The sequence below is a fragment of the Pseudomonas sp. P5_A12 genome (genome assembly GCF_056400685.1).
In genome coordinates this window covers 1-5,152 of record NZ_JBFUKU010000344.1, presented here as the reverse complement: position 1 = coordinate 5,152, position 5,152 = coordinate 1, and the positions used below count along the sequence as shown (strand labels likewise).

Here is a 5,152-nt window from a genome sequence, read left to right as displayed (position 1 = left end):
GCCTTACCTGATCCAGCAGGGCTACATCATGCGCACTCCTCGGGGGCGAGTGGTGACCCGGCATGCGTATTTGCACTTCGGATTAAACATCCCGTCACGAATGGGCGAAATGCCCGTCGTAGACGAGTTCCTTGATGCCGTGGACGATTAATAATCTTTGCGCACTGTTATATTCGGCGTTTGTGCGGTCTCAGGACCGTACTTTCGCTGGAAAGTCGCAGATCAATGAAAAACAGTTGCCTGGCCGATTGGCAACCTGAGGAGTAAGCACTAGAGTATGCGCGCGCAAAACGGGCTTGAGCCGTTCGCACATCGTTGTCGCGTTTATTACGAGGACACCGATGCCGGCGGCATCGTGTATTACGTCAATTACCTCAAGTTTATGGAACGGGCTCGAACCGAGCGGCTCCGAGATCTGGGCTTTGCCCAATCGGCGCTGGCAGGTGAGGACCTGTTGTTTGTCGTGCATTCCAGCGAAGCGCGTTACCACGCGCCGGCGCGACTGGACGACGAGCTTCTGGTAAGCGCTGAAGTAATCGAATTGAACCGTGTCAGCCTGCGCTTCAAACAGCAGGTCAGGCGGGCTACGGATAATGTGCTGCTCTGCGAAGGGCAGTTTTTGGTGGCCTGTGTGCGCACTGAAAGTTTAAAACCCCGGGCCATTCCCGAAGCTCTACGTGCGGCCTTTGCCGACGTGAGCGGCGCGGGTACACACTCAAAGCAGGAGATTAAGCGTGGAAGCTAACGTCGTCGACCATACCTCCATGTGGAGCCTGGTCAGCAATGCCAGTATCGTGGTGCAACTGGTAATGCTGATCCTGGTAGCCGCATCGGTCACCTCATGGATCATGATCTTTCAGCGCAGCAATCTGCTGCGCGCCGGTCGACGTGCCCTGGAGAGCTTTGAAGAGCGCTTCTGGTCGGGTATCGATCTGTCCAAACTCTACCGTCAGGCCGGCAGCAACCCTGATCCGGATTCGGGCGTCGAGCAGATCTTCCGTGCCGGTTTCAAGGAATTCTCCCGTCTGCGCCAGCAGCCAGGCGTTGATCCGGAAGCGGTCATGGAAGGTGTGGCCCGTGCGATGCGCGTCGCGATCTCCCGCGAAGAAGAAAAGCTTGAGCAGAGCCTGCCGTTCCTCGCCACCGTCGGTTCCGTCAGCCCGTACATCGGTCTGTTCGGTACGGTCTGGGGCATCATGAACTCCTTCCGTGGTCTGGCCGCTGCCCAGCAAGCGACCTTGGCCACTGTGGCTCCAGGTATCGCCGAAGCACTGATCGCCACCGCGATCGGTCTGTTCGCCGCCATCCCGGCCGTAATCGCTTACAACCGTTTTGCTGCTCGCAGCGAAACCCTGCTGGGCCGTTACTACACCTTCGCCGATGAATTCCAGGCGATCCTGCACCGCAAAGTGCACACCAGCGAAGAATAAGCAGGTAATTTCCAATGGCTTTAATCGCTCGAGCTCGCAAAAAGCGCAAGCCGGTAGCCGAGATGAACGTAGTGCCTTACATCGACGTGATGCTGGTACTGCTGGTCATCTTCATGGTGACCGCGCCGATGCTCAATCAGGGCGTGAAAGTTGATCTGCCCAAGGTTTCCAGCGAAGCCTTGCCGCAGGACAACAACACCCAGGTCCTGACCATTTCGATCAAGGCTGACAAGACCTACTACTGGAACCTTGGCAGCGAAGTCGACACCGAAAAGCAGCAGGACAAGGCCATGACCTTGCCGCAGATGACTGACGCGGTGACCAAGATCATTCGTGCCGGCACTGAAGGCGGCAAGCGCACTCAGGTGTTCATCCGCGGCGACAAGACCGTCGACTACGGTTCGGTCATGGGCGCCATGGGCGGGTTGCAGAAGGCCGGAGTCGGTAATGTTGGCTTGATTACCGAGGCGCCCTGATGCAGCAACAACGAGAGCCAACAGCCTCGGAAAGCTACTTCTGGCCTAGTGTCTGGGCGATTGGCTTGCACGTGCTGGTGTTCGGCATGCTGTTCGTCAGTTTTGCCATGACGCCTGAGTTGCCGCCGGCCAAGCCGATTGTCCAGGCGACGCTGTACCAGCTGAAATCGAAAAGTCGGGCGACCACCCAGACCAATCAGAAGATTGCGGGTGAGGCGCAGAAATCTGCTGCGCGTCAAACCGAAATCGAACAGTTGGAACAGAAGAAGGTCGAGCAGGAAGCGGTGAAGGCAGCGGAACAAAAGAAAGAAGAGGCAGCTCAAAAGGCCGAGGAAGCCAAGAAGGCCGACGAGTCGAAGAAAGCGGATGAGGCGAAAAAGGCTGATGAAGCCAAGAAAGCCGATGAAGCGAAGAAGACCGCCGAAGCCAAAAAGGCCGAAGAGAAACAATTGGCTGATATAGCCAAGAAGAAAGCCGAAGAAGAAGCCAAGAAAGCTGCTGAAGAAGAGGCCAAGAAAGCGGCCGCTGAAGAAGCGAAGAAGAAAATCGTCGAAGACGCGAAGAAGAAAGCCGCCGAAGACGCCAAGAAGAAAGCTGAAGCTGAAGAGGCGAAGAAGCAAGTCGCCGAAGACGCGAAGAAGAAAGCTGCTGCCGATGCTGCGAAGAAGAAATCGCAGGATGCGGCGCGTAAATCGACCGAAGACAAAAAGGCTCAGGCCTTGGCCGATTTGCTTTCCGACACGCCGCAGCGCCAGCAGGCCTTGGCGGATGAACAGGGTGATGAAGTCGCCGGCAGTTTCGATGATCTGATTCGTATTCGTGCGGCGGAAGGCTGGGCTCGTCCACCTTCGGCACGCAAAGGTATGACAGTCATGCTGCAAATCGGCATGTTGCCGGACGGTACGGTGACTTCGGTCAACGTGACCAAGTCCAGCGGTGACGGTCCGTTTGACGCGTCCGCTGTAGCGGCGGTCAAGAATATTGGACGTTTGATAGAAATGCAGGGAATGAAGCCGAGTGATTTCGCTCCGTATCGTTCATTCAAGATGACATTCACGCCTGAGGATTTAGCCCCGTGAGAAACCTTCTTCGAGGAATGCTTGTCGCTATCTGCTGCCTGGCAGGGATGGCGATGGCAGATGAGAAAAACATTCTGGTTACCAGTGGCACTGATCGGGCGACCCCGATCGCCGTCGTTCCGTTCGCTTTCCAGGGCGGTACTGTGCTGCCGGACGATATGGCCGAAATCATCGGTAACGACCTGCGCAACTCGGGTTATTACTCGCCAATTCCAAAGCAGAACATGATCAGCCTGCCGAGCCAGGCCAGCGAGATCATTTTCCGTGACTGGAAGGCGGTTGGCGCCCAGTACATTATGGTTGGCAGCATTGTTCCRGCMGGCGGTCGTCTGCAGGTGCAGTACGCKCTGTTCAACGTCGCCACCGAGCAGCAAGTGCTGACCGGCAGCGTGTCGGGCAGCGTTGATCAACTGCGCGACATGGCGCACTACATCGCCGACCAGTCSTTTGAAAARCTSACCGGYATCAAAGGTGCGTTCTCGACGCGTCTGTTGTACGTGACAGCCGAGCGCTTCTCCGAGAAGAACACGCGCTACACGCTGCAACGTTCGGACTATGACGGTGCCCGCGCCGTGACCTTGCTGCAATCGCGCGAGCCAATTTTGTCGCCGCGTTTTGCACCGGATGGCAAGCGCATCGCGTATGTGTCGTTCGAGCAGAAGCGCCCACGCATTTTCGTGCAGAACATCGATACCGGTCGCCGCGAGCAGATCACCAACTTCGAAGGCCTGAACGGCGCGCCAGCCTGGTCTCCGGACGGCAATCGCCTGGCCTTCGTATTGTCCAAGGATGGCAACCCGGACATCTACGTGATGAACCTGGGTTCGCGTCAGATCTCTCGCGTCACCAACGGTCCAGGCATCAACACCGAACCGTTCTGGGGTAAGGATGGTTCGACCATCTACTTCACCTCCGACCGTGGCGGCAAGCCACAGATCTACAAAACCAGCGTCAGTGGTGGCGGTGCGGAGCGTGTGACCTTCGTGGGTAACTACAACGCCAACCCGAAGCTTTCAGCTGATGAAAAGACTCTGGTGATGATTCACCGCCAGGATGGCTTCACCAATTTCAAGGTTGCGGCCCAGGATTTGCAGCGAGGTAGTGTAAAGATCCTCACTGATAGCACTCTGGACGAGTCGCCTACTGTCGCGCCTAACGGCACCATGGTAATCTACGCCACCCGCCAGCAGGGCCGGGGAGTCTTGATGCTCGTGTCCATTAATGGACGCGTAAGGCTCCCGCTTCCTACCGCACAAGGCGAAGTCAGAGAACCTTCCTGGTCCCCTTACCTGAACTGACGCGGCGCTACACGTTGTACTTAACACATTGGGGTTCATTAGGAGTTTCACGATGGAAATGCTGAAGTTTGGTAAATTTGCTGCGCTGGCACTGGCCATGGCTGTAGCTGTAGGTTGCTCGTCCAAAGGCGGCGACAATGCCGGTGAAGGCGCAGTAGATCCAAACGCTGGTTACGGCGCAAACACTGGTGCCGTTGATGGTTCCCTGAGCGAAGAAGCTGCTCTGCGCGCAATCACCATCTTCTACTTCGAATACGACAGTTCGGACCTGAAGCCAGAAGCCATGCGCGCTCTGGACGTTCACGCGAAAGACCTGAAAGCAAACGGCGCTCGCGTTGTTCTGGAAGGCAACACCGACGAACGTGGTACTCGTGAGTACAACATGGCACTGGGCGAGCGTCGTGCGAAAGCCGTTCAACGCTACCTGGTACTGCAAGGTGTTTCCCCAGCTCAGCTGGAACTGGTTTCCTACGGCGAAGAGCGTCCAGTTGCTACCGGCAACGACGAGCAGTCCTGGGCTCAAAACCGTCGCGTCGAACTGCGTAAGTAATTCGTCATGCGAACGTGCCGTCGTGCTGTAACTGTCTTGGCTCTCAGTCTCGCACCGCTTGCGGTGTGGGCTGCGGTTCCTGTGGTCGATAACAACTCCGGTTATAACAATAGCGGGAGCAGTTATCCGCCTGCGGGTTACGGTACGAACGGCGCCTATGCCGGGGGAGGGGTTTCGACCCCTGTCTCGGCACAGGGCGAGCTGTTTAACCAACTGCAATCCATGCAGGAGCAGATCTCACGCCAACAGGGTGTGATCGAAGTTCTGCAAAATGATGTAGCGCGCATGAAGCAAGAGAACCTGGAGCGATATCAGGATC

Annotated in this window: 7 protein-coding genes and 1 pseudogene; all 8 read left to right on the top strand. The window is 56.8% G+C overall.

Going from position 1 to position 5,152, the window contains the following annotated elements; genetic code table 11:
- On the top strand, window positions 1–151 hold a 151-nt coding region (locus AC1DSG_RS27345; RefSeq protein ID WP_477793666.1), incomplete at its 5' end, for a Holliday junction DNA helicase RuvB C-terminal domain-containing protein.
- 126 nt (window positions 152–277) lie between these two features.
- A complete protein-coding gene (gene ybgC, locus AC1DSG_RS27340) occupies window positions 278–745 on the top strand; it encodes a tol-pal system-associated acyl-CoA thioesterase (RefSeq protein ID WP_477793664.1) in 468 nt (155 codons plus the stop codon).
- Entirely contained in the window at window positions 735–1,430 is a 696-nt protein-coding gene (gene tolQ / locus AC1DSG_RS27335) for a protein TolQ (protein WP_452627901.1), read from the top strand. Before ybgC ends, tolQ begins: the two co-directional genes overlap by 11 nt.
- 23 nt (window positions 1,431–1,453) lie before the next feature.
- Window positions 1,454–1,906 carry a protein TolR gene (tolR, locus tag AC1DSG_RS27330; RefSeq protein WP_161807482.1) on the top strand — a complete coding sequence of 151 codons (453 nt, stop codon included), beginning with the start codon at window positions 1,454–1,456 and terminating at the stop codon, window positions 1,904–1,906.
- Complete coding sequence (gene tolA, locus AC1DSG_RS27325; RefSeq protein ID WP_477793663.1) at window positions 1,906–2,985, top strand: cell envelope integrity protein TolA; 1,080 nt, start codon at window positions 1,906–1,908, stop codon at window positions 2,983–2,985. The genes tolR and tolA overlap by 1 nt, the downstream gene beginning before the upstream one ends.
- 17 nt (window positions 2,986–3,002) lie before the next feature.
- The gene (gene tolB / locus AC1DSG_RS27320; RefSeq protein ID WP_477793665.1) at window positions 3,003–4,283 is read left to right on the top strand and encodes a Tol-Pal system beta propeller repeat protein TolB; all 1,281 of its coding nucleotides are present in this window, start codon (window positions 3,003–3,005) and stop codon (window positions 4,281–4,283) included.
- Between the two features lie 52 nt (window positions 4,284–4,335).
- Window positions 4,336–4,833, top strand: a complete 498-nt coding sequence (gene pal / locus AC1DSG_RS27315; protein WP_007945836.1) for a peptidoglycan-associated lipoprotein Pal — start codon at window positions 4,336–4,338, stop codon at window positions 4,831–4,833.
- A gap of 6 nt (window positions 4,834–4,839) precedes the next feature.
- Window positions 4,840–5,152: pseudogene (locus AC1DSG_RS27310) on the top strand (tol-pal system protein YbgF); the annotation flags it as partial.